The sequence below is a fragment of the Massilia sp. Soil_C_3 genome (genome assembly GCF_057657035.1).
Window position 1 is genome coordinate 117,152 of record NZ_JBDGJG010000011.1, and the last position, 24,958, is coordinate 142,109.

Annotated in this window: 27 protein-coding genes; 11 read left to right on the forward strand and 16 right to left on the reverse strand. The window is 67.0% G+C overall.

From position 1 onward, the window contains the following. The first annotated feature begins 69 nt into the window (after positions 1 to 69). A complete protein-coding gene (locus tag AC3A6F_RS22080) occupies positions 70 to 1,176 on the forward strand; it encodes an S-(hydroxymethyl)glutathione dehydrogenase/class III alcohol dehydrogenase (RefSeq protein ID WP_487685010.1) in 1,107 nt (368 codons plus the stop codon). Here the strand turns inward: AC3A6F_RS22080 and AC3A6F_RS22085 are convergent. The 5 genes from AC3A6F_RS22085 to AC3A6F_RS22105 form a co-directional block, all read right to left on the reverse strand. Continuing rightward, complete coding sequence (locus tag AC3A6F_RS22085; protein WP_487685013.1) at positions 1,170 to 2,048, reverse strand: extracellular catalytic domain type 1 short-chain-length polyhydroxyalkanoate depolymerase; 879 nt, start codon at positions 2,046 to 2,048, stop codon at positions 1,170 to 1,172. The two genes, AC3A6F_RS22080 and AC3A6F_RS22085, sit on opposite strands and share 7 nt — an antisense overlap. 75 nt (positions 2,049 to 2,123) lie before the next feature. Next, positions 2,124 to 3,335, reverse strand: a complete 1,212-nt coding sequence (locus AC3A6F_RS22090; RefSeq protein ID WP_487685016.1) for a sensor histidine kinase — start codon at positions 3,333 to 3,335, stop codon at positions 2,124 to 2,126. After that, positions 3,328 to 4,029 (reverse strand): response regulator transcription factor, encoded by a 702-nt coding sequence (locus tag AC3A6F_RS22095; protein WP_487685019.1) that lies wholly within the window; start codon positions 4,027 to 4,029, stop codon positions 3,328 to 3,330. Before AC3A6F_RS22095 ends, AC3A6F_RS22090 begins: the two co-directional genes overlap by 8 nt. A gap of 16 nt (positions 4,030 to 4,045) precedes the next feature. Beyond that, complete coding sequence (locus tag AC3A6F_RS22100) at positions 4,046 to 5,053, reverse strand: Kelch repeat-containing protein (protein ID WP_487685022.1); 1,008 nt, start codon at positions 5,051 to 5,053, stop codon at positions 4,046 to 4,048. 17 nt (positions 5,054 to 5,070) lie between these two features. Beyond that, on the reverse strand, positions 5,071 to 5,967 hold the full coding sequence (locus AC3A6F_RS22105; protein ID WP_487685025.1) for an alpha/beta hydrolase: 897 nt from the start codon (positions 5,965 to 5,967) through the stop codon (positions 5,071 to 5,073). Positions 5,968 to 6,176: 209 nt separating this feature from the next. Between AC3A6F_RS22105 and AC3A6F_RS22110 the strand changes: the two genes are divergently transcribed. Then, a complete protein-coding gene (locus AC3A6F_RS22110; RefSeq protein WP_487685028.1) occupies positions 6,177 to 6,371 on the forward strand; it encodes a hypothetical protein in 195 nt (64 codons plus the stop codon). Positions 6,372 to 6,383: 12 nt separating this feature from the next. On the opposite strand, the gene AC3A6F_RS22115 is transcribed toward AC3A6F_RS22110, so the two are convergent. After that, positions 6,384 to 6,623, reverse strand: coding sequence for a hypothetical protein (locus tag AC3A6F_RS22115; protein WP_487685031.1), 240 nt, complete (start codon positions 6,621 to 6,623; stop codon positions 6,384 to 6,386). Positions 6,624 to 6,813: 190 nt separating this feature from the next. On the opposite strand from AC3A6F_RS22115, the gene AC3A6F_RS22120 reads away from it, so the two are divergent. Together AC3A6F_RS22120 and AC3A6F_RS22125 are read left to right on the forward strand one after the other, a co-directional pair. Continuing rightward, the gene (locus tag AC3A6F_RS22120; protein ID WP_487685034.1) at positions 6,814 to 6,951 is read left to right on the forward strand and encodes a hypothetical protein; all 138 of its coding nucleotides are present in this window, start codon (positions 6,814 to 6,816) and stop codon (positions 6,949 to 6,951) included. Positions 6,952 to 7,010: 59 nt separating this feature from the next. Beyond that, entirely contained in the window at positions 7,011 to 7,382 is a 372-nt protein-coding gene (locus AC3A6F_RS22125) for a hypothetical protein (RefSeq protein WP_320475491.1), read from the forward strand. 288 nt (positions 7,383 to 7,670) lie between these two features. Here AC3A6F_RS22125 and AC3A6F_RS22130 read toward each other — a convergent pair whose 3' ends face one another. The 6 genes from AC3A6F_RS22130 to AC3A6F_RS22155 all read right to left on the reverse strand — a co-directional run bounded on the left by AC3A6F_RS22130 (position 7,671) and on the right by AC3A6F_RS22155 (position 15,645). Beyond that, positions 7,671 to 7,892 (reverse strand): hypothetical protein, encoded by a 222-nt coding sequence (locus tag AC3A6F_RS22130; RefSeq protein ID WP_487685037.1) that lies wholly within the window; start codon positions 7,890 to 7,892, stop codon positions 7,671 to 7,673. A gap of 150 nt (positions 7,893 to 8,042) precedes the next feature. Next, the gene (locus AC3A6F_RS22135; protein WP_487685040.1) at positions 8,043 to 10,874 is read right to left on the reverse strand and encodes a bifunctional diguanylate cyclase/phosphodiesterase; all 2,832 of its coding nucleotides are present in this window, start codon (positions 10,872 to 10,874) and stop codon (positions 8,043 to 8,045) included. A gap of 138 nt (positions 10,875 to 11,012) precedes the next feature. Beyond that, positions 11,013 to 11,789 (reverse strand): fused MFS/spermidine synthase, encoded by a 777-nt coding sequence (locus tag AC3A6F_RS22140; protein ID WP_487685043.1) that lies wholly within the window; start codon positions 11,787 to 11,789, stop codon positions 11,013 to 11,015. Positions 11,790 to 11,843: 54 nt separating this feature from the next. Continuing rightward, positions 11,844 to 13,364 carry a CitMHS family transporter gene (locus AC3A6F_RS22145; protein ID WP_487685046.1) on the reverse strand — a complete coding sequence of 507 codons (1,521 nt, stop codon included), beginning with the start codon at positions 13,362 to 13,364 and terminating at the stop codon, positions 11,844 to 11,846. 138 nt (positions 13,365 to 13,502) lie between these two features. After that, the gene (locus AC3A6F_RS22150) at positions 13,503 to 14,954 is read right to left on the reverse strand and encodes a sensor histidine kinase (RefSeq protein WP_487685049.1); all 1,452 of its coding nucleotides are present in this window, start codon (positions 14,952 to 14,954) and stop codon (positions 13,503 to 13,505) included. A 4-nt stretch (positions 14,955 to 14,958) separates the two neighbouring features. Next, complete coding sequence (locus tag AC3A6F_RS22155) at positions 14,959 to 15,645, reverse strand: response regulator (protein WP_040777660.1); 687 nt, start codon at positions 15,643 to 15,645, stop codon at positions 14,959 to 14,961. A gap of 185 nt (positions 15,646 to 15,830) precedes the next feature. Here AC3A6F_RS22155 and AC3A6F_RS22160 point away from each other — a divergent pair, with 185 nt between their 5' ends. Together AC3A6F_RS22160 and AC3A6F_RS22165 are read left to right on the forward strand one after the other, a co-directional pair. Next, a complete protein-coding gene (locus AC3A6F_RS22160; protein WP_487685052.1) occupies positions 15,831 to 16,892 on the forward strand; it encodes a porin in 1,062 nt (353 codons plus the stop codon). Positions 16,893 to 16,935: 43 nt separating this feature from the next. Continuing rightward, on the forward strand, positions 16,936 to 17,904 hold the full coding sequence (locus tag AC3A6F_RS22165) for a tripartite tricarboxylate transporter substrate binding protein (protein WP_487685149.1): 969 nt from the start codon (positions 16,936 to 16,938) through the stop codon (positions 17,902 to 17,904). Here AC3A6F_RS22165 and AC3A6F_RS22170 read toward each other — a convergent pair. After that, positions 17,901 to 18,521, reverse strand: coding sequence for a PEP-CTERM sorting domain-containing protein (locus AC3A6F_RS22170; RefSeq protein ID WP_487685055.1), 621 nt, complete (start codon positions 18,519 to 18,521; stop codon positions 17,901 to 17,903). The two genes, AC3A6F_RS22165 and AC3A6F_RS22170, sit on opposite strands and share 4 nt — an antisense overlap. A 221-nt stretch (positions 18,522 to 18,742) precedes the next feature. On the opposite strand from AC3A6F_RS22170, the gene AC3A6F_RS22175 reads away from it, so the two are divergent. The 4 genes from AC3A6F_RS22175 to AC3A6F_RS22190 all read left to right on the forward strand — a co-directional run bounded on the left by AC3A6F_RS22175 (position 18,743) and on the right by AC3A6F_RS22190 (position 21,985). Further along, positions 18,743 to 19,366, forward strand: coding sequence for an exopolysaccharide biosynthesis protein (locus AC3A6F_RS22175; RefSeq protein ID WP_487685058.1), 624 nt, complete (start codon positions 18,743 to 18,745; stop codon positions 19,364 to 19,366). A gap of 92 nt (positions 19,367 to 19,458) precedes the next feature. Beyond that, positions 19,459 to 19,734 carry a hypothetical protein gene (locus AC3A6F_RS22180; protein ID WP_487685061.1) on the forward strand — a complete coding sequence of 92 codons (276 nt, stop codon included), beginning with the start codon at positions 19,459 to 19,461 and terminating at the stop codon, positions 19,732 to 19,734. Next, positions 19,724 to 20,908, forward strand: coding sequence for a GGDEF domain-containing protein (locus tag AC3A6F_RS22185; protein WP_487685064.1), 1,185 nt, complete (start codon positions 19,724 to 19,726; stop codon positions 20,906 to 20,908). The genes AC3A6F_RS22180 and AC3A6F_RS22185 overlap by 11 nt, the downstream gene beginning before the upstream one ends. A 90-nt stretch (positions 20,909 to 20,998) precedes the next feature. Further along, positions 20,999 to 21,985, forward strand: coding sequence for a Ppx/GppA phosphatase family protein (locus AC3A6F_RS22190; protein ID WP_487685067.1), 987 nt, complete (start codon positions 20,999 to 21,001; stop codon positions 21,983 to 21,985). On the opposite strand, the gene AC3A6F_RS22195 is transcribed toward AC3A6F_RS22190, so the two are convergent. Continuing rightward, positions 21,959 to 23,053 (reverse strand): AI-2E family transporter, encoded by a 1,095-nt coding sequence (locus AC3A6F_RS22195; protein ID WP_487685070.1) that lies wholly within the window; start codon positions 23,051 to 23,053, stop codon positions 21,959 to 21,961. The genes AC3A6F_RS22190 and AC3A6F_RS22195 overlap by 27 nt on opposite strands. Before the next feature lie 276 nt (positions 23,054 to 23,329). On the opposite strand from AC3A6F_RS22195, the gene AC3A6F_RS22200 reads away from it, so the two are divergent. Next, positions 23,330 to 23,836, forward strand: coding sequence for a hypothetical protein (locus tag AC3A6F_RS22200; RefSeq protein ID WP_487685072.1), 507 nt, complete (start codon positions 23,330 to 23,332; stop codon positions 23,834 to 23,836). A 7-nt stretch (positions 23,837 to 23,843) separates the two neighbouring features. On the opposite strand, the gene AC3A6F_RS22205 is transcribed toward AC3A6F_RS22200, so the two are convergent. Then, the gene (locus tag AC3A6F_RS22205) at positions 23,844 to 24,134 is read right to left on the reverse strand and encodes a hypothetical protein (protein ID WP_123068909.1); all 291 of its coding nucleotides are present in this window, start codon (positions 24,132 to 24,134) and stop codon (positions 23,844 to 23,846) included. Positions 24,135 to 24,309: 175 nt separating this feature from the next. Further along, complete coding sequence (locus AC3A6F_RS22210; protein WP_487685075.1) at positions 24,310 to 24,954, reverse strand: ABC transporter ATP-binding protein; 645 nt, start codon at positions 24,952 to 24,954, stop codon at positions 24,310 to 24,312. Between the last annotated feature and the right edge of the window lie 4 nt (positions 24,955 to 24,958).

Here is a 24,958-nt window from a genome sequence, read left to right on the forward strand (position 1 = left end):
CAAGCATGCAAACCGCTCGCCGGGGAGCGCATACTGCGCGCTATTCAAACAATGCAAGCAAGGATCACCATGAAAACCAAAGCAGCCGTCGCATGGCAGGCGGGCCAGCCGCTGACGATCGAAGAAGTGGACCTGCAAGGCCCGCGCGAAGGCGAGGTGCTGGTCGAACTGAAGGCCACCGGCATCTGCCACACCGATTACTACACGCTGTCGGGCGCCGATCCGGAAGGCCTGTTCCCGGCCATCCTGGGTCACGAGGGCGCCGGCGTCGTGGTCGACGTCGGCCCGGGCGTGACCACCCTGAAAAAGGACGACCACGTCATCCCGCTGTACACGCCGGAGTGCCGCCAGTGCAAATTCTGCCTGTCGCAGAAGACCAATCTGTGCCAGGCGATCCGCTCGACCCAGGGGCGCGGCCTGATGCCCGACGCGACCTCGCGCTTCTCGCTGGACGGCAAGCCGCTGTTCCACTACATGGGGACATCGACCTTCTCGAACTACATCGTGGTGCCCGAGATCGCGCTGGCGAAGATCCGCAGCGATGCGCCGTTCGACAAGGTCTGCTACATCGGCTGCGGCGTCACCACCGGCGTCGGCGCGGTGCTGTTCTCGGCCAAGGTGGAAGCCGGGGCCAATGTGGTCGTGTTCGGGCTTGGCGGCATCGGCCTGAACGTGATCCAGGCCGCGAAGATGGTCGGCGCCGACAAGATCATCGGCGTCGACATCAATCCGGCCCGCGAAGCCATGGCCCGCAAGTTCGGCATGACCGATTTCATCAATCCGAACGAGGTGGCGAACGTGGTGGATCACATCGTGCAGCTGACCGACGGCGGCGCCGACTACAGTTTCGAATGCGTCGGCAACACCACGCTGATGCGCCAGGCGCTGGAGTGCACCCATAAAGGCTGGGGCCAGTCCTTCATCATCGGCGTGGCCGCCGCCGGCCAGGAAATCGCGACCCGTCCGTTCCAGCTGGTGACCGGGCGCGAGTGGAAAGGCTCGGCCTTCGGCGGCGCGCGTGGCCGCACCGACGTGCCGAAGATCGTCGACTGGTACATGGAGGGCAAGTTGAATATCGACGACCTGATCACCCACCGCCTGCCGCTCGAGCGCATCAACGAAGGTTTCGACCTGATGAAGAGCGGCGAATCGATCCGCTCGGTGGTGCTTTACTGACGGCGGTGCCGGCTGAAGAACTGCCACATCGTCTCGTTGGCATCGATGTCGCGGGTCGTTGAGCCGATCGGCAGGCCGACGTTGAACGGGTCGGCGCCGGGCCAGGTATGGCCGCCTTCGGCGATCGTCGCCAGCGCCACGCTTTGCTGGCCGTTGCCGGCCTCGATCCAGGTGACGGTTGTGCCGTCGCCGGGATCGGCGTCGATCGTGCGCTCCGTCTGCGCGTCGGTGGCGATCCCATTCTGCTTGAGCCAATAGCGATAGCTATCCTGCGCCGACAGGTAGCCGCCCGGCTTGCCGTTGTAGGCCACCACCTTGTCGGCCGTGCCGTGCATGAGCAGCACGCCGACCCTGGAGTTTCTGGCGTGGTGTTGTATCACCGGCTCCGGCATCGGCGCGCCGACTGCGGCCACGGCGGCGAACAGCTGCGGTAGTTCGGCGGCGAGGCGTAGCGCGAAGAAGCCGCCGCGCGACAGGCCCGTAGCGTACACGCGTCTCGCGTCGACCCGGTAGTCCTGCTTCAGTTTGGCGAGCAGCGTTTCGGTGAAGCCGATGTCGTTCGTGCCTTCGCGGTAGGACTGGCCGAAGCCGACGTTCCAGTCCTGCTTGACGCCCAGCGGATAGACGACGATGAAGCCGTGGCGGTCGGCCGCGCGGTTCATCTGCGTGTACAGCATCTGCTCGGCCATGCTCATGCCGCTGCCGTGGAAGTTGAACACGAGCGGGTAGGGCTTGTGCGGCGCGGCTGCGTACGAGGCCGGCGTGTAGACGAGGTAGCGCCGTTTTTCTTCCTTGTGCTGCAGGGACTGGACCTGCGCCAGGGCGGGAAGGGCACTGCAGGCGAGAAGAAGAACACTGAACAGGATTTTCATTGTGCGTACGCGGTGAGTGGAGGAGTACACAGGGTAGAAAACTGCCGGTGAAACCGTGGTGAAATCCCCCGGCTTTTACACGGGGCGCAGCGGAACGATGTCGACCCGGTAGGCCGCGCCGCCCGCATGGAAGTCGAGTGTCCAGTCCATGGCTGCGGCGATCCGCCCCAGCAGGTTCTGGCCGTGCAGGAAGCCCTGCACCTGGCCGGTCCGGTCCGCGTCGACCGTATTGGCGATGCCCAGTACCCCATCCGCAAACGTCAGCCGCAGTCGCGTTTCCGGTCCGCCGTGGAACAGGGCGTTGCCCAGGCAGTTGTTCAGCAATAGCAGCGCCAGGTGGCGGTTGCCGACCACTTCCAATCGGTCCGGCAGGTCCAGCACCAGACAATCGTCGGCCAGGTCCTGGCCATCCACCAGGCGCAGCAGGCTCTCTTCGATGCAGGCGCGCAGGTCGAACGGCGCATGCGCCACTTGCTCTGCGCGCGCGAGCGCGAACAGCACCTCGATGGTGGCGCTCATTTGCGCAATCTCCGCCTGCAATTGCGCCACGTCCGGATGGGGGGCGGCCCGCGCCAGCGTGTTCTTCATCACCGTCAGCGGCGTGCGCAATTCGTGGCTGACGTCGCGCGTAAACGCGTGTTCGCGCGCAAGCGCCGCATGCAGTTCCTCGAAGGTGGCGCCCAGCCGCTCGGCCAGGTAGCCGATCTCGTCGCGGCGCTCGCGTGCGCCGAGTGCGACCTGCGCACCGGGCCTGACCTGCCTGACCTCGTGCGCCAGGGTCTGCAAGGGCGACACCAGGCGCCTGGCCAGCAGCCACGCCAGCAGCAGCGCCAGGCCGATCAGGCCAAGGGCGACGAAGATCAGCACGCCGCCGACGTCCTGGATGAGTTTCGAGACCACCAGCAGCGGCGCGAAGTCGGCCAGAAGCCAGACGCGCTGCGCGCCCGGCCCCGCGCCAAGGTCGAGCGCGCGCAGGTGATAGTGCTGGCCCGTCTGCGTGAAGATCTCGGCGCGACTGGCGCCAGCCATCGCGTGCGGACGCGCCGCCGGTGGCAGCGTCTCGATGCGGGTGTGGACGCGAATCAGGTCGTCGGCCGGCGGTTTGATTTCGCCATGGCGGTCGAAATGGGCGCTGACCGCGGCGGCTTCGCGCTGCAGCAGGCGCTCGACCAGCATGTCTTCGGTCACGTAGGCGATGACCAGGGCCAGGCCCGTATAGCAGATGCAGATCAGGACCGCGAACCCGGCCAGCGCGGCGAACAGGCCGTGCCGGATCGACCTAAACATCGGCCGCATCGTCCGGCACCAGCCGGTAGCCGAGCTGCGGGATCGTCACGATCATCTTCCCGCCGCCGGCCAGTTCGAGCTGCTTGCGCAGGGCGTAGACATGCGATTTCAGGGCGTCGCTGTCGGGCGGATCGGCGCCCCACAGCGCGTGCATCAGCGCCGAGCGCGAGACCGCGTGCGGATGGGCGTTGCACAGCGCGGACAGGATGGTGACGCCGGACTGGGTCAGCGCCAGCGGCGCGCCCCGGTACAGGCAGCGCTTCTCGCGCACCAGCACGGTCAGCGGGCCGACCTGCAAGGCCTGCTCGAGGTGCAGCTGCGAACGGCGCGCCAGCGCTTCGCAGCGCAGCGCCAGTTCGCGCAGGTCGAACGGCTTGGTCAGATAGTCGTCGGTGCCATCCCGAAAGCCGCGCGCCTTGTCTTCGAAGGCATCGCGCGCGGTCAGCATCAGCACCGGCACATTGCGCGGCGCGCGCGCCTTGATCGCGCGGCATACTTCCAGGCCGTCGAGGTCGGGCAGGTTCAGGTCGAGCAAGACCACGTCGTAGGGCTCGCGCGTGGCCAGGTCGATGGCCAGCGCGCCGGTGGCGGCGTGGTCGGGATGCCACCCCAACCCGTCCAGGAAGTCGACTACCTGGCGCGCGATGGTCGGATGGTCTTCCACGACCAGGACGCTCAGGGGGCGCTGCGCCATGCGTGGGCCTTGTCTTTCAGCGGGACGGCAGCGCGAGCGCTTCATGTGCGGCGCTGGCCGCGACCCCGACCTTCTCGCCGCCGCCCATCAGGAAGATGCGGTTGCCGACCACCGCCGCGCCGTGCCCATGGCGCGGCGTCGGCATGGCCGGCAGGGCCGACCAGCGATCGGTGGCCGGGTCGTAGACCCAGGATTCGGCGAACACCTTGGCTTGCGGGACGAACTGCTCGCCGCCGAACACATACAGTTTTCCATCGTGGGCACCCGCCGCCAGGCCGCCCTGGGCCAGCGGCATCGGCGCCCGGGTCTCCCAGCGATCAAGGGCAGGGTCATACACCTCCAGCGTCGCCACATTGACCGGCCGCGACCTGCCGTCGGCCTGCGCGACCATCTGGCGCCCGCCCACGACATAGATCTTGTCGCCGATCACGGCGCCGGCCGCGCTATTGCGCGCGCTGGGGGCGTCCGCGATGCGGGACCAGCGGCCCGTGCGGACGTCCAGGGCCTCGGCCCGATTGGTGTCGGCGTGTTCGCTGATGTGCTTTGCTGCAGGGCTGGTCGGAATGCGGCCGCCGATGAAGTAGATGTTTTCGCCAACGGTGGCCACCACGCCTTCGGCCCGGGCTTGCGGCAGGGCGGGGCCGTTCGACCAGCGGTCGGCTTTCGGATCGTAGATGAAGACCGAGGCGTGGGCGCGCCACTCCGGAATCGCGCCGGAGAAGCCGCCGATGCCGTAGATCTTGCCGCCGGATGCGGCCAGGGCGATGTGGTGGCGGGATTCGGGCAGCGGCGCCAGCCTGGTCCAGCGATCCGCTCCTGCGTCATAGGCTTCGAAGAGATCGGTAAAGCCCGGCGCCGCACTCAGGATGCCGCCGGCCACGTAGATCTTGTCGTCCAGGACGGTCGGATAGATTTCCTGGCGCGCCAGCGAGGCGTCGGCCACGCGCGCCCAGGATTGCGCCAGGACGGCGCCGGAAGTGGCGAGCAAGCTCACCGCCAGCAGTGCCGGCACGATCGGTTTCAAGATAGGGACTCCCTGGCTTATCGTTGGATGGCGAGCGCCTGTTCGATCACCCGCAGCACGTGTGGCCAGGCGTGGGAGGTCGCGGCGACTTCGTCGTAGTGGCTGGCCTCCGGCAGGATCACGACCTCGGCCACGTCGCCGGCCGCTTTTGCCCGCGCCGCGTAGTCGTGGGCCACGCGCGGCGGCGAAATGGTGTCGAGCGCGCCCGTCACGAGCCAGGTACGGCTGCCATTGGGCATCAGGTCGGCGGCGTTGGTGTCGGCCAGTACCTCGGGCCGTCCGGCGCTCGGCGTGCCGGCCAGTTGCGCGAGGTCGCGGTCGCAGCTGGACTTGATCAGTGCCGCCTCGTGGCGCAGGTCGGCCAGGCCGCCTAGGCTGACGATACGGTCGACCTTGACGCCATCGGCGCGGTACAGAGGGCTGCCGGCCGGAATGCGCGACCGGCCCGCGATCCACTGCACCAGCTGGCCGCCGGCCGAGTGGCCGACCGCGACGATGCGTTCCAGGTCCAGCTTGTGGGCCGCCGCATTGGCCGCGAGCAGGTCGAGCGCCGCATGCATGTCGAGGTACATGCCGGGATAGCCGCCGCCTTCCTCGTCCACGCGCCGGTATTCGACGTTCCAGACGGCGATGCCGCGCGCGGCCAGGGCGCCGGCCATATTGCGCAACTGCGTGATGCCGCCGAACTTGCTGGTCCAGCAGCCCCCATGCACCAGCACCGCGACCGGAAACGGTCCGGCGCCCTGCGGCACGAACAGTTCGGCGTATTGCGAGGGGGCGGGGCCGTAGGCAAGCTTGGCCGTGGGGGAGGGGCCGGTCAGGGCCAGGTAGGCGTCGAGTTTCATCGGGGCGGCGGCGTGGGCGTTCAGGAGCGCGCCGAGCAGGAGGGCAGGAAGCAGGCTGGCCAAGCGCATGGGAAGTATTGCCTAAGTGGGTAAAACGCCACTATAGCCGAGTTGTTATTGCTGAAGGACATTGCATTGGTGCTAGCTCAATCGAAAAACCGGGCTGCTTGATCCGTGCTAGTCTGCGCACGAATGCACCACAGGCAACCGCGTTGCCTTCCATGTCATCGCGCGCCCGTCGGCATCGCCGCGGCGCGCGTCCAACCTGAGAGGCCCATATGAGCGAACTACAGTCGTACGAATCCTGGCGCGAGCGCGTCAATCAGCACCTCCATTCCACGCCAGACCCGGAATATCCGGGCGAACCGCCGGCGCCGCCAGCGCCGCCGCCGGTGCCGGACGACGTCCCCGACCCGGTGAATGCCCCGGTCGAGGAACCACGCCTGCCCGAACCGCCGATCCGGGCGAACTAAGTAGTCCGGGGCTCAGACCCCGGGCGTTCCCTGGCGGTTGCCTTCCGGCGCACCGCCGCCTTCATTGCCTTCCTTGCCGCCATGCGGCACGCCGTCTTCGGCCTGCCGGTTCGATGGCAATGGAGGAATTTCGCGAATCATTTCATCGGTTTCATGCTGTCCCGGAGAACGTTCGCCGCTGCCGATGTCCGCCTCGTCGTACATCGTGCGGCCCTTGTTCTTGGGATCGATACTGGGCGTCGGGTCGTTCATGCTGTGCTCCGCTAAAGTTGTCAATGTCGTACGATCCTAACAGGCTGCCCACGGTCCCGGCGCGCGGCACGAAGCCGCCCATGGTGTTGCTTTTTCGTCGTCCGCAACGTGGGGTGTGCCCGCTGTCACACTGCGGCAACGATGGGGTTTCTATAATGAGCTTGTAACAATAAAAAAACAGGAGGAGATGATGGGTTCGACCTTGTACAACAAGATTTACCTGGGCCGCCGCCCGCTGCTGGGTTCCGACCGTGGCCGGCTAGCACTGCTGCTGGGGGTGATTGCCGGCGCCGGGATCGGCTGGTACGCGCTGCGTTCGCTGCGCTGAAGGTTGCCGCGATGGGCCGGGGCGCGTACCATGCGCCCTTTGCTTAATTGAATGCGGTAATGAAAAACGAAAAGCTGACAACGGACGAATACGACGCGCTGGAACTGGTGCGCCGTGGTGGCAAGCAGGATCTGGCGACGGCCTGCGTCGGGCGCAACACCAAGCGCCTGTGCGGCATCAAGCTCATGTCCTTTGGCCGCGACAAGCGGCTGACGCTCACCGAAAAGGGCGAAGAAGTGCTGTTCCTGCGCCGCTGCGTACTGGGCCTGCGCGCGCTCGCGGCCGACCCGATGGCGGCGGTCGACGAAGACGTGCTGCGCTTCCTGGGCCGCAAATCGCACATCCTGCCGCTCGAGGCGGGCGGCCATGCGCTCAGCGAGCGCGGCCGCGAATCGCTGGCCGACATCGACCAGCAGGAAGAACGCCGCTGATCCTGGCGTCTAGCGCCGGCACCTGGGGTCTGTCTGATTGAGGGTGCAGGTGAGGGTGCAGGATTAGCAAAATGTTTTTCACGTCAGTCTCGCGACCCTGGCACGTCATTCCCGCGCAGTCGGGAATCCAAGTCTTATGCTTCACTGCTGCCCCTCCACGAAGTGGCTGCGCGACGAACTTAGATTCCCACCTGCGCAGGAATGACGTGCTGAGGCTGCGGGACTGGGGTGTTCAGGCTGCGGGACTGGCGTACAAACGAACGCTGCGACTCCGGATTCAGTCAGACCCTAGCTGGCGCGCCGCAGCTTCGGATAGACCAGCGCCCGCACCGCCACCTCGGCCGGCACGTTCATCGTGGCCAGGAATTCCGCAGCGCGCGCCAGGCCGAGCGTCGGGATCGACGCTATCGCCTGGTTCACCAGGTCGCGCGTGCGACTGTCCACACGCTGCCTGCGGCCGGCCTGCACGCCGGACTCGCTTGCCGCGTCGGGCGTCTCGTTGATCATCATGGTTCGTACTCCATCAGTGCAAGATAGGCACGAGTATTGTACGTCTACCGATGATCAAATGGCTATGGAAATGTTTTCGAGAAAGCAATTTTGATGCTGCGTGGATAAAGGCGTTGCGGCGCCGCCTCGGGTGCGATGCCACGCACGTATTTAGACGGGTAGCGACGCTTCCTGCTCGACGATCTGCGCCGGCAGCGCGCGGCGCTGGCGCAGCATCTGTTCGAATTCATGGGCCACCAGCGGCTTGCTGAAGTAATAGCCCTGCATCTCGTCGCAGCCGCGGCTGCGCAGGTAATCGAGCTGTTCCGCCGTTTCCACGCCCTCGGCGATCACCGCCAGTTTCAGGTTGTGGGCCAGGGCGATGATCGAGGTCACGATCGCGGCGTCGTTGGCGTCATGCGTGATGTCGGCCACGAAGGAGCGGTCGATCTTGAGCACGTCGATCGGGAAGCGCGACAGGTAGGAGAAGCTCGAGTAGCCGGTGCCGAAATCGTCGATCGACAGGTTCACCCCGAGCGCCTTCATCCGGTGCAGCAACTCCACCGCCGGCGTGACGTCGCTCATGAACAGGCTTTCGGTCAGCTCGATCTCGAGGCAGGCCGGGTCCAGGCCGGTGTCGTTCAGGGCCGATTCCAGGCTTTGCAGCAGGTCGGGGGCGCCGAACTGGCGTGCCGACAGGTTCACCGCCACCCGCAGGCGCGGCAAGCCGGCGTCCTGCCAGGCCTTGTTCTGGGCGCAGGCGGTGCGCATCACCCATGCCCCGATCTGGACGATCAGGCCGGTCTCCTCGGCCACGCCGACGAAGCGGCTCGGCGGCACCATGCCCAGCTCCGGATGGTTCCAGCGGATCAGCGCTTCCATGCCCACGATCTGGCCGCTCTTGAGGTCGACCTGCGGCTGGTAGTGCAGCACGAATTCATCGCGTTCGAGGGCATTGTGCAGCGCGCTTTCGATGCGCACCCGCTCCAGCGATTCCTCGTTCATGGCCGGGGTATAGAACTGGAAGTTATTGCGGCCCAGTTTCTTGGCGCGGTACATGGCGATGTCGGCATGTTCGATCAGGTTGTCGCTCGACGTGCCTTCGCTTGGATACACCGCCACGCCGATCGAGCAGGTGACGAAGAACTCCTTGTTGCCGAGCATGACTGGCTGCGCCACGGCATCCATCACCCGCTGCACGATGGCCGGATTGAGCGGCTCGTCGGCGTGCTCGTTGAGGATCACCACGAATTCGTCGCCCGACAGGCGCGCCACGGTGTCGGCGTCGCGCAGCGACGAGCGCAGGCGCGCCGCCACCGTCACCAGCAGCACGTCGCCGGCCTTGTGGCCCATGCTGTCGTTGACGAACTTGAAGCGGTCGAGGTCGATCAGCATCACCCATACCGGACGTCCGCTGCGATTGGCGTAGGCGATCGCCTGGCCCAGGCGGTCTTGCAGCAGCGAGCGGTTGGGCAGGCCGGTCAGCACGTCGTGCTGGGCCACGTGGTGCACGCGCTGCTCGGTCAGCTTGCGTTCGGTGATGTCGCTGCCAGTGCCGCGGTAGCCCTGCAACACGCCATCGTCATCGAAGACGGGCTGGCCGTTCACGCAGAACCAGCGGGTGTCGCCGCGGTCGTCGACGATCTGGTATTCGAGGTTCGCGAAGGCTTCATGGGCCTGCATCCTGGCCAGGTGTTCGCGCCCGCTCTCGCTGTCGAGCAGGCCCTGCACGTATTCCCAGCGGGTCTTGCCGAGCAGGCCCTGGACCGCCACGCCCGACTTCTCGGTGAAGCCGCCGGTGATCATCGTGAAGCGGAAATCCTGGTCCTGCTCCCAGTACCAGTCGGACGACATCGCGACCAGCTGGCGGAAGCGCTGCTCGCTTTGCAGCAGCGCTTTTTCGGCGCGCTCGCGCGCAGCCATGTCCTCGATCAGGTGACGGTTGCTGCGGCGCAGGTCCGAGGTGCGCTGGCGCACCAGCTGCTGGACCTTGCGCGCGCGCATGCCCGCCGACTGGACGAAGGCGGTGCCGAGCAGGGTCACCAGGATGCCGCCCACCAGCAACGCCACCGAGGCCATGTGGTCGGCCAGGAAGGGGCGCGGCGCGGCGGCGACCTCGACCCGCCAAGGGCGTCCGCCGGCCTGCAGCACGGTGGCGCGCTCGCCATGGTCCGGCCGCAGCCAGCTGGCGAGCGCCGGGCGCGCCCGGGGCCCGGTGGGACCGGTCGACATCAGCAGCGCCGCCGGATCGGCCCGTTCGCCGGCATACACCGACACGAAGATATCGGTGCGGTCCAGCAGGCCGGTCTCGAGCAGCGATTGGTGGATCAGTTCCTTGCCCCGAACGACGACCGCGGTATTGCCGAGCAGTTCGCCGCGCTTGCCGAGCACCGGCATGACCAGGTCGAAGACCGTGGTCCCCGTCCGCCTGAGCGTAAACAGGCTGGTGGCGGTAGGCTGGCCGCTGTTCTTCGCTTCGTCGAGCGCGGTCATGAGCGATGCATCGCGGCCCAGGTCCAGGCCGAAGGCGCCCTCGTTGCCGGCCATCGGCTCGACGTACTCGATCACGTGGTAGCGGCCGCGCGCCGGCGCCGGCGCCAGGCCGTTCGGTGTCATTTCCGTCAGGACGGCGCCCGGCCGCACGCGCTGCAGCTCGGCCTCGACCGCCGCGCGCTCTTGGGCCGGCACCACCCGGTGGTAATGGAAGGCCTGGATGAAGCGGTGCCGCTCCAGCAGGCGCGAGGTGAAGTCGGCGAAGCGTTCGCGGCTGACCGGCTCGCCATTCGAGAACAGCTGGTTGGTCACCGCCAGCACTTCGATCGCCCCGTCCATCCCCTGGCGCACCGCCGCCACCCGCTCGTCGGCGCGCTGGGCGAAGGCCAGCGCCATATTGTCGTACTCGAGGTGGCTGACGCCCACGAACAGGCCGAAGGAAGCGGCCAGGCCGCCGCCCAGGGTGAGGGCCGCCGCGAGTGTCAGTGAACGGATCGGTCGGCGCGGCATCGGGTCGTGTTCCTGGGTGTGACAGTGTAGGTGTTAAACGAAAACTGCTTGCCGGTAGGCATTAATCCGCGCAAGTGTGTCATAAACCCGATTAGCTCGCAAACGAATCGTATCGTGCGAGACAATTCGTCCACACGCTCACATCCGGCGCCGCGCCAGCCAGGCCACCAGCAGGCGCGCCAGCAAGCGGTTGCTCCAGCCCAGGCCGCGGTCTTCCTTGCATGCCATGCGGGTAAGCAGGCGTTCGCCGCGCCCCGGCGTCGCGCCCGGGTGGGCGGGGCGGATCGCGAACAGGATGCGGTTATTGCCGGCGATGCGGGCAAACCAGGCCAAGCGGCCGTCGAAGGCGGCGCGCAGTCGCTGCAGCGCGCCCGCATACTGGGGATCGTAGGTAAACACGTTCGCCACCAGCACGCCGCCCGGATGCAGGGCGCGCCGGCAGGCGGCATAAAAGGCGCTGCCTGCGAGGGCTGACGGCAGGCCCTGGCTGTCGAAGCCATCGACCAGCAGCACGTCGCAGCAGCCCGGCATGCGCGCCAGGTAGTCGGCCGCATCGCAGTGCAGGACGCGCAGGCGGGCGTCGTCGGGCGGCAGGCAGAACTGGTCGCGCAGGGCGATCACGTCATCGCGAATCTCGAGCACGGTGATGCGGGCGCGCGGAAAATGGCGGTGGCAGAATTTGGCCAGCGAGCCGCCGCCCAGGCCGACCATCACGATGTGGCGTGGATCGGGCACGAACAGCGCGAAGCACATCATGGCGCGCGTGTATTCGAGCACCAGCGCGTCGGGGCGCGAGAGCAGCATTTCGCTCTGGACGTCGCCTGGGGTGAACTCGAGGGTGCGGCGGTCGCCCTCGGTGCGTACCAGGGGAGGACGGGTGTCGTCGGTGGCGGGGCGGTCGAGGGGAGCGGGCATGCGGCAAAGTATATGCGAGCGGGGCGCCCGGTTGGCGCCGCCCGCATCGTGGTGTCAGGCGCCCGGCCCCATCAGCGGCACCACGCCGAAGATGACGGCGGCCACCAGCATTACCAGCGAGGCCGAGATCGACCAGATCAGGGTATAGCGCTGGTGGTCGCCGAATTCGACCTTGCACATGCCGACCAGCAGGTAAGTCGAAGCGACCAGGGGGCTGAGCAGGTGGACCGGCTGGCCGATCACCGAGGCACGGCCGATTTCCGCCGCCGTGATGCCATACACCTCGGCCGCCTTGGCCAGCACCGGCACCACGCCGAAATAGAAGGCGTCGTTCGAGATAAAGAAGGTGAACGGGATGCTGAGAAGGCCGGTGACGATCGCCATATAAGGCCCCATCCAGTCCGGCACCGCGGCGATCACGCTCAGGGCGATGGCGTCGACCATTTTCGTGCCCTGCAGGATGCCGACAAAGATGCCGGCCGCGAAGATCAGCGAGACCACCGGCAGCACATTGGCCGCATGCGCCTCGATACGCGCCTTCTGCGCTTCCAGGCCCGGATAGTTCACGGTGATGGCGATTGCGAAGAAGATCATGAACAGCACCGGCAGCGGCAGGGCGCCCAGCACCAGCAGCACCAGCAGCGCCACCGTCAACAGGAAGTTCACCCAGATCAGCTTGGGACGCGCGGTGTCGGGCGAGGATACGCCGACCGGCGGCTCGTCGCCACCGCCGGAATTGCCCGAGCCGCCCGACCCGCCGACCGGGCCGGCATCCGCCTCGATGCGGCCGGCCGAGAAGGCGTGCACATTGCCTTCGCGCGCGGCGGCTGGCGCAGGGCTCCATTGGCCGGTGGTGCCGTTCATGCTGCCGGCTACGGCGAGTTCAGCGAAGGCCGGCTGCAGGACGGGCGCCGGCGCCGCTTTCCTGACCTCGGCCCTGGCCTGGCCCGGCAGGCTCACGGTGCCCAGGCGCTTGCGTTCCTTCATACCCAGCATATAGGCCACGAACAGCACCCATACGGCGGTCACCGCCATCGCCGGGATCATCGGCACGAAGATGTCGCTCACGTCCACGCCCAGCGCGGTGGCGGCGCGTGCCGTCGGACCGCCCCAGGGCAGGATGTTGAAGACGCCGCCGGCCAGCATGATGACGCAGGCCATCACCAGGCGGCTCATCCCCAGGCGCATGTACAGCGGCAACATGGCCGACACCGTGATCATATAGGTGGTGGCGCCGTCGCCGTCGAGCGAGATGAACATCGCCAGCGCAGCGGTGCCGACCACGATCTTCATCGGGTCGCCCTGCACCAGTTTCAGGATGATGCGCACGATCGGATCGAACAGGCCGGCGTCGATCATGACGCCGAAATACAGGATGGCGAACATCAGCATGACGCCGGTCGGCGCCAGGGAGCGGATCCCGTCCAGCATCATCGGCCCCAGGCCGGCGCCGAAGCCGCCGATCAGGCCGAAGGCGATCGGCACGACGATCAGCGCCACCAGCGCCGGCAGGCGCTTGGTCATGATCAGGAACATGAAGACGACGACCATCGAATAGGCGAGGATGGTCAGCATGTCATGCTCCGCGAGGGATAAGGGATGGCGTGGCCAGGACGGCGCGCGCGAAAGCCGGCTGCTTCATGATGTCTCCGATCGTTGTCGTTGTGGGGTAGGCCCCCGTTTTCGCCAACTATAGGCCGCGCAAGCTTTCAATCAGCTTTCAGCGCGCGGCGCATCGAAGATCACTTCCACCTTAAGGCCGCCGGCCTCCGCGCGGCTGAGCGCCAGGGTGGCGCCGTGCAGGCTGGCGACGTCGCGCACGATGGCCAGCCCCAGCCCGGTGCCGCCGGGATTGGCTTCCAGCGTGGACTGGGCGCGGTAGAAGGGCATCACCACCTTGTCGATCTCGGCCTCGGTGATGCCGGGACCGCTGTCGCTCACCGCCAGAACGATACGATCGTCGCGCCGACTCACCCACAGCAGCACGCTGCCGCCCGCCGGTGTGTAGCGGATCGCGTTGTCGACCAGGTTGGCCACCAGTTCGTGCAGCAGCAATTCCTGGCCGACGACCGTGGTGTCGGCGTTGGCCTCTGCCTCGAGCGCCAGGTCGATGCCCTTTTGCACCGCCGGCAGGGCCAGTTCCAGGCCCACCTGGCGCGCAATGGCCGCCAGCGCCACCGGCCGCGCCAGCTCCGAGCCGCCGCCGTGCTCGATGCGCGCCAGCACCAGCAGGCGGTTGGCCAGGTGGATGGCCGAGTCGGTGGTGCCGGCGATCGAGGCGACGATGGCGCGCATCGCCGCCGGATCGTTTTCGCGCAGGGCCAGCGCGGCCTGGGTCTTGAGCACCGCGAGCGGGGTGCGCAGCTGGTGCGAGGCATCGGCGATGAAGCGGCGCTGGCTGGCGATCAGGTCCTGCATGCGCGCCATGGTGCCGTTCATGGCGGCCACCAGCGGCCGCACCTCCTTGTGCACCAGGGCCTGGTCGATGGTCGACAGGTCGGACAGCGGGCGCGTCTCGACCTCGTTCTTGAGCCGCATCAGCGGCCGCAGCACCAGGCGCACCGCGAACCACACCAGCGCCGCCACCGCCAGCACCAGCAAGGCCTGGCGCCACAGGGTGTTGAGGAGGATGTCGCGCGACAGGGCGTTGCGGGCGTCGAGCGTCTCGCCGACCTGGATCAGGGCGATGCCGCGCATCGAATCGTCGTAGACCGGCTGCAGCAAGGCCGCGATGCGCACCGGCTCGCCGTTGTAGCTGGCGTGGTAGAAGCGCACCAGGGCCGGGTACAGGTCGCTGCGCGGCACGTCGGCCGGCACCGGCGGCAGGTCGCCGTAGCCGCTGACGGTCTCGCCATCCAGGCCGGTGACCTTGTAGTAGATGCGGCCCAGGGTGTCGGTCTCAAAACTGTCCAGCGCCACATAAGGCACGTTGGCCACCACTTTGCCGTCTCTCACCGTCACGCGTTCGGCCAGCGCGCGCGTGGACGACAGCAGCGAGCGGTCGTAGGCCACGTCGGCCGCTTCCAGCGCGTCGCGGTACAGTGACACGGCATTCGCCGCGACCAGCGCCACCAGCGGCAAGATCAGCCAGCGCAGCAGCTGCTGGCGCAGGCTGCCGAGCGGCCGGGCCGCCGCGCGTTGCAGCAGGGAGATGCGCTGGGCCATGGCCTCAGGCGGGTTTTTCTTGCATCAGGTAGCCGATGCCGCGCAGGGTGACGATGGCGGCGTCGCCGCCGGGGCGTTCGAGCTTTTTGCGGATGCGGTGGATGTACAGCTCGATGGCGTCCAGATTGGCGTCGTCGCTCAACGCGAACACTTCCTGGAACAGCTTTTCCTTCGACAGCGCGCGGCCCGGCCTCGCGATCAGCGCTTCGAGCACGGCGTGTTCGCGCGGCGTCAGCGCCAGCGGCTCGCCGCAATAGGAAAACATCCGCGAGACGGTGTCGAAGGCGAGCTGGCCGCAGCGGTGCACCAGCGCCTCGTTGCCGCTGCGCCGGCGCAGCAGCGCTTTGACGCGCGCTTCGAGCTCGGCCAGCTCGAACGGTTTGGCCAGGTAGTCGTCGGCGCCCAGGTTCAGGCCCTGCACCTTGTCTTCCAGGCCGCCGCGCGCGGTCAGGATCAGCACCGGCGTGCCGCCGCGCGCGCCGCCGCGGGCGCGCAGGCGGCGCAGCACGTCCAGGCCATCCATGCGCGGCAGGGTCAGGTCCAGGATCACCAGCGCGTAGTCCTGGGTGTGCAGCAGGGCGTCGGCATCGGCGCCGGTGCTCGCGCATTCGACGGTCAGGTGGGCGTCGCGCAGCGCCTTCGACACCCAGTGCGACAGCTCGACGTGGTCTTCAACTAGCAGGATTCTCATCGCGCCAGTGTAAGCGGAAAGGGCGGACGGCGGTAGGGTGGACGGCTCCGCCGTCCACGCGGTGATGGTTGGCAGCCAATTCATCCGGCACGAAAGTGGAGCCAATATTGAAAGCAAACTGAAAGGTAGCCGCGCATATAGTCGAGCGATAAAGCAGCACAACCATAACAAAATCCGGAGACATCATGAAGCAGTCGGCCCTCGCGCTCGCCGTCCTGGCAGCGCTTTCCCTGAACCATTCCGCCCACGCCCAGAGCAATGTACAGGTCTATGGCCTGATCGATGCCGGCGTCGAATACGTCAACCACGCCGGCGAGGACGGCGGCAACATGGTGCGCGTGATCTCGGGCGGCAAGAACACCTCGCGCTGGGGCTTTCGCGGCAGCGAAGACCTCGGTGGCGGCCTCAAGGCGATCTGGCAGCTCGAGGGCGGCATCCTGATGGATACCGGTGAAAGCGACGGCGCCGTGTTCAAGCGCCAGGCTTGGGTCGGCCTGGACGGTTCGCTCGGGCGCCTCGTCATCGGCCGCTCGTTCACTACCACCTATGAACTGGTGATCAAGTTCGATCCGCTGGGCTTCGCCCCCAATTATTCCTGGGCCACCGGCGCCAGCGCCACCGGGCCATCGAAGTACGGCATGACGACCCAGTTCGACAACCTGGTCAAGTACACCGGCAAGAGCGGCGGCTTCACCTATGGCGCCACGGTCGGCCTGGGCGAGCGCTCGGGCAGCCTGGCCGAAGGCCGCAAGCTGGCGGTGGGCGGCTCGTGGTTCAACGAGCGCGGCCTGGGCCTGATGGCCTCGTATGAGCAGATCAATGGTAACGCCGTTGCCGGCGTGCCCGCGCGCGACGAGACCACCGCCTACCATCTGGCGGCGGATTATCAGACGGGCAAATGGCGCTACACCGCCGGCATGCGCGGCTTCAAGCTCGAAGCGGCCCGCGCCGGCGCCGACCTGCGCGCCGACACCTATTGGGGCGGCATCTCGCGCACGATCGACAACGTAACCCTGACCGGCGCCGTTTATCACGTCAATACGAAGGACGTACCCGTGCTGGAAGACGCCGACCCTACGATGTTCGTCGTGCGCGGCATGCTCGCGCTGTCAAAACGGACGACGCTCTACGTGTCGGCCGCGCATGCAAAAGCCGACCACGGCCAGCTGGTCGGCCTGTCGCGCGACGAGCCGGGCTTCGGCTCGACCCAGACCGGCATCACGGCTGGCATGCAGCATCGTTTCTGAGGCGGACCGTCACTGCGGCCGGCATGGCGCTATCATGCGTCCCATGAGATTCGTGCACATCCTCCTCGCCATCCTGGGCCTGGCGCTGGCCGCGCCAGGCGGCGCCCAGCCGCGCGCCGAATGCCTGATCCCATCCAAGCCCGGCGGCGGGATGGACCTGACCTGCAAGCTGGCCCAGAAAGCCCTGCACGGCCAGCCCGGGGCGCGCGAGCTGCAGCTGAGCTACTTGCCTGGCGGGGTGGGCGCCGTGGCCTGGCACACGATCGTGTCGCAGCGCCGCGCCGAAGCCAATACCCTGGTCACCTTTTCCGGCGGTTCGGTGCTCAATCTCGCCCTCGGTAAATTCGGCGACGCCGACGTCGACGACGTGCGTTGGGTGGCGGCCTTCGGCGCCGACTACGGCATGATCGCGGTGCGCGCCGATTCGCCCTGGCAGTCGCTCGACGACCTGCTGAACGCCCTGAAGCGCGATCCCAAAAAAGTCTTGATCGGCATGTCAGGCACGGTCGGCAGCCAGGACTGGATCAAGATGGCGCTGCTCGCGCAGATGGCCGGCATCGACCCGCGCAAGATGCGTTTCGTCGCCCTCGAGGGCGGCGGCGAGCAATTCATCGCGATGCAGGAAAATCACGTGCAGGCGGTGTCGGGCGACACCTCCGAGGCCTTGCTGTACACGGGCGGTGGCAAGGTGAGGGTGCTGGCGGTGCTGTCCGAACAGCGCCTGCCGGGGGCATTGGCCGGTGTGAAGACCGCGCGCGAGCAGGGCTACGACGTGGTCTGGCCCGTGATCCGCGGCGTGTGGATGGGGCCGGACGTGCGCGAGGCCGATTACCGGCGCTGGGTGAAGGCTTTCGATAATATGGAGGCCAGCCCGGAATTTGCCGACAAAAGGGCCCGCGCCGGCCTGTATCCGTTCTCGCTCACCGGCGACGCGCTGACGCGGTATATCAAGCAGTCGGTCGCCGGCCACCACCGCCAGGCCCGGCAGTTCAAGCTGCTGCGCGAACGCTAATTGGCCGACGATGCGCGGCGGCGCACGCCGAGCAGGCCGGCCAGGCCGATGCCGATCAGGCCCAGGCTGGCTGGCTCGGGCACTTCGCCCGGCCCTTCACCGGTCCAGGCGCCAACCGTCAGGTTGTCGAGGCTGGCGAAATTCTCCCGGCCCATGCTGCTGAGGGTGACCGAGGCGATGGCGACGTCCGACGTGAAGCCGCGGTAGCTGTCCTCGACCGAGCTGGGTGTGAAGCGCGTGATCGTGCCGTCGCTGAGCGCGATGATGATCTCGGTCGCGCGGAAGGCCAGATCGATGCCGGTATTGTAGAAATTGGCGCCGAAGGCGGTGACGGCGGCGCCCGTGAACGAGATGGTCAGCGAACTGGGGGAAGTCGACGTGCTCAGGAAGTTACCGTCCCCGTACAGGCCGCGACCGGCAAACGCCGTATAGGCGTAATCTCCTTGCGCGAAGTCCAGCGCGCGCGGAGCATCCGAGAGGGCGGTGTCGAAGGTCTCGGTATAGGCGCCTCCCGCCACCTGCGACAGGAAGGCGGCGGACGAGGTATGGACGACGGCGGCATGGGCGGGTGCAAGTAAGGCACAGGCAAGTGCGACCAATGCAAAAGCATATTTCATGGCGATCCTTTCGGGTTGGGAGAGTTGCAGTTCAGTAAACACAATGCCGCGGTTTGGCATGTATTGACAACAACGTCGGCCCAACGCAAATGGATGCGGATTCGCATGCGGTGTGACGGCGCGGCGCGGTGCACAATGACGATTGCCCCGCAATCGGCGGTGCCAGCGCCGGGTAACGCGTATACTGTCGCTCCGTCATTGACACCAGGAATAGAAACGCAATGAACAGTGCCCCGATTTCCCAGACGCTCCGCTCGCTCGTCCGTTCCCTGCCGCGCACCGGCATCACCCTCAGCGAACTGATACAGCGCGTCGGTAACGATGGCCTGCTGATCCTGGTCACCCTGCTGACGCTGGTGTTCCTGATCCCGGTGTCGATCCCGGGCGTGAGCACCGTGTTCGGCGCCGCCATCCTGCTCATCAGCGTCAGCCGCCTGTTCGGCCGCAACCTGTGGATTCCGTCGAAGATCGAGCACCGCATCATCGGCACCCGCAAGCTGCGCCCGCTGCTGCGCAAGGCCTTGTCGTGGCTGAAAAAGCTCGAACGGGTCAGCCGTCCAAACCGCATCCAGTGGCTGGTGGCCGACGGCACCATGGCGTTCATTAACAACCTGGCCCTGATCCTCGGCGCCGTGCTGCTGATGATGCCCTTCGGTCTGATTCCATTCAGCAATACCTTCCCGGCGGTGGCGATCCTGTTCCTGGCCATCGGCCTGCTGCAGCGCGACGGCCTGTGCATCCTGCTGGGCCACGTCAGCAATGTCGTGACGATCCTGTATTTTGCCGTCCTGATCGGCGGCGGCGGCCTGGCCATCCGCGAGGTGTTCAACCGCTTCGCCGGCTGAGGTTGATGTCCGGGAGCAACGTCGAGGCGGAAGAGTTGGCTTGTTGCAAAGCATCTTCTTCTGATAAGCTGGCTGCTGCGACGAAAGAGCCCATGTTCCTGGACCATCCCACCATGACCGCGACCAATGCCGTGGCCGAGCCGGACCGCCTGGAGCGGCTGCAGCGCGTGTACGGCTACGCGGCAGCGCTGGCGGACGGCGTTGGAGACGGCGGTTTCGTCGATAAGGTCACCCAGCTGCACGATCACAAGGGCACCCTGATCGTGTTCTGGCACGAACCGCCCCTGGATGCGGAGCGGGACTATTTCACCCGCGCCTGGGCCAGCAAGGTCGGCGACGGCACCCTGAACGTCGAACATGAGTACTGACACAATGATGCTGGACGCGTCGACCATGGTCCTGGTACTGGCATTGGGCAACCTGACCCTGTGCGCGCTGCTGACCTTCTTCAATCACGGACCGACCCGCTCGCCGGCGCTGGTGCTGTGGAGCCTGTCGAAACAGATCCAGGGCGGCGCCTGGCTGCTGCTGGCCCTGGGCGACGCCGGCGTGGTGCCGGCCCCGATCGCGGTGCCGGGCGGCTATGCCTTGCTGTTCGCCGGCGTGGCGGTCGAAGGCGGCGCCTCGTGGGAGGCGGCGCGGCGGCGCGCCTGGCGCACCCCGACCATCGTCGTCGGCGGCCTCGCGATCCTGGGTTTCTTCCTGTGCTACCTGATCGACGAGGAAGCCTTGCGCGCCGTGGCGGCCTCGCTGCTGCTGGGCGGCTTCTATTTCTCGGGCGCGCTGGCCCTGGCCTGGCGCTGGCGCAACGTCAGCCTGCTGCAGCGCTTCCTGGCGCTGGCCAGCATGGCGCTGGCCCTGGTGGTGGCCGCGCGCGGCCTGTCGGTGCTGTTGTTGCCGGGCGGCTGGGGCTGGCTGACGAGCGAGCTGCTGGGCCAGCTGTCCAGCGGCGCCCTGTACCTGCTCATGCTCGGCAATGCCTTCGGCGTGTTGCTCCTGACGCGCGAACGCCTGCAGGACGCGCTCGAGCGCGCCGAGGTGGTCGATCCGCTGACCGATGCGCCGAACCGGCGCGGCTTCTTCCAGCTCCTGGGCCCGTGGATGGCGCTGGCGCGCCGCCCGGGCATGCCGACCGCGCTGGTGGTGTTCGATCCGGACGGCTTCAAGCGCGTCAACGATAGCTACGGCCATCCGGCCGGCGACGTCGTGCTGCGCCAGATGGTCGAGCTGTGCCGGCGCCAGCTACGCGACAGCGACCAGCTGGGCCGCGTGGTCGGGGTGGAGTTCGCGCTCCTGCTGCCGCGCACCAACCTTCTTGATGCCGCGCTGGTGGCCGAGCGCATCCGCGCTGCGATCGAATCGACGCCATTCAAGGGCGAGCGCGCGATGATCAAGCTGACCGCCAGCTTCGGCGTCACCACCATCCGCCCCGAGGACAGCACCACGACCCTGTTCCAGCGCGCCGACGAGGCCTTGCAGCAGGCCCGGCAGGCGGGACGCAACCGGGTGGAGCTGGCCAGCGAGACGCTGGCCGAGGTTTGAGCGGTCTCTCCCAAGGGAGAGTTCGCACCGCGCCGTCACGCGCATGTCACGGACGCGGCTTATCCTGCGGCCTGTTCAACTGGACATGCCATGCAAGCCTCATCGATCGAATCATCTGAACCACCTGTCTACGCCGCCGTCGAGCTGGGCTCGGACAGTTTCCGCCTGCACGTCGGGCATGTCGAGGACGGCGTGCTGCGCCTGGTCGCCACCATGGCCGAGCCGGTCCGGCTGGCCGCGACGCTCGACGAGGACGGGATGCTGTGCACGGTCGCGATGCGGCGGGCGCTGGACTGCCTCGACGCCTTCCGCGGCGCGCTCGACGCCTGGCGCCCGCAGGCGGTGCGCGTGGTGGCCACCTCGGCCATGCGCATGGCACGCAATGCGGCGCTGTTCCTGCCCGCGGCCGGCAAGGCGCTGGGCCGACCGATCGAACTCATTGCGGGCGACGAAGCCGGGCGCCTGGTCTACCTGGGCGTGGCGGCCTCGCTCGGCGCACCGGATACCGCTGCCCGGCTGGTGGTGGATATCGGCAGCGGCTCGACCGAGCTGGTGCTGGGGCAGGGCGCCACGATCCGGCGCATCGAATCGTTCGCCGTCGGCGCCGTGCGCCAGAGCCTGACTTTCTTCCCCGATGGACTCCTGGACGCCGCCGGTTTCGACGCCGCGGTGCGTTCGAGCCGCAGTCGCTTCGCCGAGGCCAGGCTGGGCGCCCAGCGCTGGCAGCAGGCATATGGCGCCTGCGGCACGGTGCGCGCACTGGCCGAGATCGCACAACAGCACGGCGAGCAAGGGGTGTTGAGTCGCGCCGGCCTCGAACGCCTGCGCACGGACTTCATCCGGATCGGCCGCGTGGCCGGCGTGCGGCTGGCCTATCCGGCGGCCGAGCGGGCGTCGCACCTGCCGGGCGGGCTGGCGATCCTGATCGGTTTGATGGAAGAACTCGACATTGCCGCGCTGGTCGCGGTGCAGGCCGGCCTGCGCGTCGGCGCACTATGGGATTTGCACCAGCGGGCGGCGGCGGTGGGCACCGCCGCGCTGGTTGATTCGCTAGCGCACCCGCCCGGCGTCGTCTGACGCTTCGGCTGGCGCCTGCGGCGGCGGCACCGTCAGCAGCGCCGTGCCCGGCGGCTCGTCACGCAGCCAGCCGAACAGGATCGCCATCATCAGCGGGCCAACGAACAGGCCGATCACACCCAGGGTCGAGACGCCGCCCAGCAGGCCGAATAGCACCGCCAGGAAGGGCAGGTTGACGCGCTGCCCGATCAGTTTCGGGCGGATGAATTTATCGACCAGGAACAGCTCGACCGCGCCCCAGGTGAACAGGCCCAGCGCCTCGGCCGAATGGCCCTGGCCGAACAGCAGCAGCGAGACCATCGTGAACGACAGCGGCGCGCCGCCCGGGATCAGGGCCAGGTAGCCGGTGATCACGCCCAGCAGCACCGGGGCCGGCGCGCCGGCCACCCAGTAGGCCACGCCCAGCACGATGCCTTCCAGGATCGCGATCGAACCGAGCCCCAGCGCGGTGCCGCGCACCGATAGCGGCAGCACGCGCCGCAGCTTGGTGTACTGGTCGGGCAGCAGGCGCGCGCCAGCGCGGTCGATATAGTGCATGACGGCCGAGCCGTGCACGTACAGCACGAACAGCGTGAGCAGGGTGAGGAACAGGTACAGGGCGTTGGCCAGGATCGTGGAACCCCAGACGCGCGCGGTGTCGGTCAGGTGCGGCATGAAGTCGCCCACCGTGGTGCGGACCAGGGCGTTGAGCCCGCCCGGCACGGCGAGGTGCTCGAGCCACCATTTGACGGCGGGTTCGGCCACCAGCGGCAGGTTGGCCAGCCAGTCCGGCACCGGCACCCCGGTCTGGTTGAAGCTGATGAGCATGCGCTGCAGGCTCGCCAGCTCGTAGGTGAGCGTGTGGAACAGCAGCACCGACGGTCCGACGAAGCTGACGATCAGGAGCAGCAGCATGAAGCTGGCGCTGGCCAGCGGCGCCCAGCCGCGGCGCAGCAGGCGCTGGTGCAACGGCCAGGTGATCACCGCCAGCAGGCCGGCCCAGGCGATCGATCCAAGAAAATGCTGCAACAGGAAGGCCAGGGCGATGGCGAACAGCACCGGCAGGATCAAATGAGCTTTGTTGCGCATACTGGCCCGGATTGAATCACGTTTTCCTCAAAAAGTTTCTACATCGCGCGGAGTTTACAGCAGAGTTGTCCGCTCGAAAGAATAATACAGGATGCCTTCCCATAAAAGCGGAGTTTGCAGAATGAATACTTCTGAAAAACAGAAAGCCGCTCCTATGAAGATCGTATTGTGACACCGATCGGCGCCGACGGCAGCAAGCGCGCGGTATGTACGCTGCCCTGCGGGAATTTGCTAAATCGTTTATACTATTTGCCCTCGCAACGATGGAGCAGCACCATGCCACGCAAGCCGGCGACCGCGCCCGAACCAGCAGCAACGCGCGCGCAGCGCCCCAGGGCGAAGAGCGCCACTCCAAAACCGGCGGCCAGGACGGTGGCGAAGTCCGCGGCCAAGCCTGCAGCCAGGCCAGCCGCCAAGGTCGCACCGACGAAGGGCGGACTCAAGACGGCGGTCAAGTCGGCCGCCAGGGCGCTCGCGAACCCACCGACCAGGAAGGCAGTAGCCAAGCCCGCATCCAAGCCCGCAACAAAGGCCGTGGAGCGCGCCCCCGTCCAGGATGTGCGTCCGGTGCTGGTGCGCGACAGCTTCACCATGCCCGAGGGGGAATACGCGGTGCTGCTAGAAGTCAAGCAGGCCTGTTTGCGGGCCGGCATCGACGTCAAGAAGAGCGAACTGCTGCGCATCGGCGTGGCCCTGCTGGGCCAGCTCGACGTGGCCACCTTGCAGGGCGTGCTGGCGGCGCTGCCCCAGCTCAAGACCGGGCGTCCGTCGGCGCAGGGATGAACACGCGCTAGTGGATCGCCGACGCGCTCGTCAATTCCTTGAGTTCGCGGATCGGGATATTCGATTTCTCGTGCATGCGCAATAGGATGGTCGCGCCGACATTGAGTTTGCGGTGGCGGATCTTGCTGATGATCGGCGGCTGCACTTCGAGCACGCGGCACAGCTCCGCGTCGTTCTTCAGCTGCAGGCGCTCGATCAGCGTGTCGAGCAGTTTGTTGGGCACGAAACTCGAGGGTTCAAGCGCGCGCGCTCGATGCATGGCCTCGAGCATTTCCTGTTTTTTCTGTCGTACCGTCATGTCGATTCTCCAATATGAAAACATGATTCAAGACAGATCGATTGTTCTGGAAAAGTAGCCCGGCTTGTTGTATTCGCTTTTCGCGGCGGGTCGTTGTGATATTACTACGATTATGTTGCGCACGATTCGCGAAATTTAACTAAAAATGCTGCAATTGTGCGTTTCTTCCAGGAACTTATGCTAATTTCAGTCCGGAATGCGTGAGCAGCAGCACCTTGTCGGCCATGGCGGCCGCGGCGTGCGAGTGGGTGACCATGATGGCCCCGGCGCCGTGGGCGCGGGTCTCGTGGCGTAATAGCTGGAGGATGACGTCGGCCGTTTCGGGATCGAGGTTGCCGGTCGGTTCGTCCGCCAGCAGCAGGGCCGGGCGGTGCACCAGGGCGCGCGCGATCGCCACCCGCTGCAGTTCGCCGCCCGAAAGCTGGCGCGGGAAATCGTCGCCCCGTCCTTGCAGGCCGACGGCGTCCAGCATCAGGTCGGCCCGCCCGGCGGGCTCCTTGTTGAGCAGCAGCGGCAGCGCCACGTTCTGGCGCAGGGTCAGGTGCGGCAGCACGTGAAAGGCCTGGAAGATGAAGCCCATGCGGGTGCGCCGCAGGCGGGTGGCGGCATCGTCGTCGAGGCTGGACATCGGCGCGCCGTCCACGATCACCTGGCCGGCGTCGGGCGTGTCGAGGCCCGCGATGAGGTTGAGCAGGGTGGATTTGCCGACACCCGATTCGCCCATGATCGCCACGAACTCGCCGGCCTCGAACACATGCGACAGCTGCGCCAGCACCGTGCGGCCGCCGTAGGATTTGGTGAGCTGGTCGAGTTCGAGCATGCAG